The 2570-nt window shown below is 77.6% G+C and carries 2 protein-coding genes; both read right to left on the bottom strand.

The genetic code is table 11. The features are described from left to right. A partial coding sequence (locus DQW06_RS26550) for an SAV_2336 N-terminal domain-related protein (protein WP_304598567.1) occupies nt 1–1476 on the bottom strand: 1476 nt, incomplete at its 3' end. Further along, a partial coding sequence (locus tag DQW06_RS26545) for an AAA family ATPase (RefSeq protein ID WP_232833170.1) occupies nt 1473–2570 on the bottom strand: 1098 nt, incomplete at its 5' end. The genes DQW06_RS26545 and DQW06_RS26550, both read right to left, overlap by 4 nt.

Here is a 2570-nt window from a genome sequence, read left to right as displayed (position 1 = left end):
CCCGCGCACCAGCCCGCTGAAGAAGACCTCCGTCAGCTCCGAGGGCGTGGTGCGGCCGAGCACGTCCTCGCAGACCGCCTCCACCAGACGCGGGTCCAGCGGCACGGCGGCCAGGGCCACCGCCAGGTCGAACGCCTCGGGACTGGCCAGCTGCCGGAAGCGCCGCGCCTCCCGTTCGGCGTCGAAGGCGGGTTCCCCGGCGTCCGGAGCCTCGGCGGGGGCGGGGTCCTCTCCCGCGGGGAACCGCGCGGTGTGCGCCCACAGGCGTCCGGGGCCCCTGCCCATCGCGAAGACCGCCCAGTCGCGGATCGTCCGGGGATCCAGCGTCAGCACCGGCACGAGCACCCCCGGCTCGCGCTTGTCCTCCTCCGGGTCGGTGAGGGTGCGCTCCCGCGCGTACCGGGTGTTCGCGGCGCAGGGACCGGCGGCCCGGGGCGCGGCCAGCTCCATGGGGACGGTGGCGATGGCGCCGCGCCGCCACAGGAGGGGCTGGAGCAGGTGGAGGATCGCGACCGCGCCGCGGTCCGCGGCCTCGGCGACCCAGTCCTGGAAGCCGCGGTCGCGCCAGGCGCCGCCGAGCCCGTCGGTGAGGAACAGGACCACGTGCGCGCGGCCGCCGCCGAGGCGGCCGGGGCGTCCGTGGCCGTCGCGCAGCCTGGGGACGCCGGGGCGCGCGGAGTCGAAGTACAGGGAGGCGACCTCGCGGAAGATCCCGCCGGAGCGCGCGAGCCGGACGAACTCGGCGGCCAGGCCGCGCTGGAAGGCCATGGTGACGCCGTCGTCGACGAGGAGGGTCAGGTTGACCGCCCGTTCCCGGCGCGCGCACGGCCGCGGCACCACCGGGACGCCGGCGCCCTCGCGCTCGTCCTCGGACCAGTGGAGGCTGTCCAGGAGCGAGCGCGCGTAGTTGCGCGCGGTGCCCTCCGGGTCGACGCCGTCCGGCCGCCCACGGGGTTCGGTCAGGTGGAAGGGACCCAGTGCGGCGACCAGTTCCTGGCGCCGTTCCAGGACCGGCTGGACGAACCCGGGGGGCTCCGTCGGCGACCCGCCGTCCCCCGGGTCCCGGTGCGGCCACGGGGGCGTCCCCTCACCGCCGTGCGGCGGGGCCGGGGCCCGCCCACGGGGCACGCGCCCGGCGGCGGAACCGCCCCCGCCGGCGGGGAGCCCCGGGGACCGGGCGGTCCCGGTGTCCGTGCCGGGCGCAGGGGAGGACCGCTCGGTCCCCGGCGCGTCCGTCCCCGTCCCGGCCTCCACCGGGGGCGGACCGGAACCGGCGGCCTCCCCGGGCGGCGGACCGTCGGCGGGCGGCGCCGTGAAGATCGGGCGGTCGCGGCGCGCGGCCTCGGCACGCGCCTGGAGGGCCGCCAGGTGGAGCGCGTCCGCCCACTCCGTGGGCGTGAGGCCACCCGGGGAACCGCCCGACCGGTCGCCGGAGCCCCGGGGGCGGTCGTCCCCCGGCTGGTGCGCGGGGCTCATCCCGGGGTTTCCGTGAGGCGGTGCCAGAGCAGGTCGGAGAGGTGGCGGACCTGCTCGGGCCCCGGCTCGCCCCGTCCCATGGCGCCGACCAGGTGCACGGCGTTGAGCAGCTGGTCCACGGCGAGTCCGTGGCCGTCGGCGCTCCTGCGCAGGAACTCGGTGACCAGGGTCCGCGTGCCGGTGGGCGGGTCGCCGTCGAAGTGCCCGGCCACGGCGGCCACCAGCTCGTCCTCGTCCGGCAGCCCCATCCGGACCGGGATGCAGCGGCGCAGGAAGGCGGGCGGCAGGTCCCGGTCGTCGTTGCAGGTCACCACCGTGACGGGAAAGGCCGAGCACAGGACCTCGCCGCGTTCGACCGCCGCCGTACGGCCGGGGTCGTCGGTGGCCACCCGGATCCTCCCGGCCACGTTGGCCAGTCGGCCAAGCTCGGGGACGGTGTAGCCGCCGTTCTCGAACAGGTCGAGCAGGTCGCCGGGCAGGTCGAAGTCGCCCAGGTCGAAGTCGTCGACCAGGAGCACGCGGGGCAGCCGGGTGGGCAGGAAGGCGGTGCCCAGGGGTCCCAGGGTGAGGTAGCGGCCGATCGACTCGGCGCTGCTGCGCAGGTGGGCGTCGGCCTCCGTGCCGTCGGCGCTCGCGTAGCGGCGGTCCCGGGCGCCCAGGGCCCGGTTGCGGGCGTTCTCCAGGTTGAGGTCGTGGATCTGGGTGAGGGGGTCGTAGGCGTACAGGCCGTCGCGCACGGTGCTGCGGCTGGTGACGGCCCAGCGCAGGACGCGGCCCAGGCCCAGCTCGCGGGAGATCTGGTGGGCGAGGCTGGACTTGCCGATCCCGGGCGGGCCCACCAGCAGCAGGGGGCGGCGCAGGCAGATGGCCGCGTTGACCTTGTCCAGCAGCTGGCGGCGGTGCGGCCCCAGGGGAATGGGGAAGCTCCAGGGCCGGACGGGGCCCAGGTGGCGCTCGCTCTCGGCGGCGGGGCTCCCGGCCCGCGGCCCCGGGTCGTAGAACGGGGGGTCCGCGCCGGTTTCGTCGGGGTCCGGCCCGCCGCCGTAGGTGCGCCACCGGGGAGGCGGGGGGAGCTGGGCGGCGAGGTCCAGGTG

Origin of the sequence: Nocardiopsis sp. TNDT3 (assembly GCF_003427465.1) — a bacterium.
Classification (GTDB): Bacteria; Actinomycetota; Actinomycetes; order Streptosporangiales; family Streptosporangiaceae; genus Nocardiopsis; species Nocardiopsis dassonvillei.
Note: the sequence above shows the minus strand (reverse complement) of the source record. Positions and strands in the feature narration are given on the sequence as shown.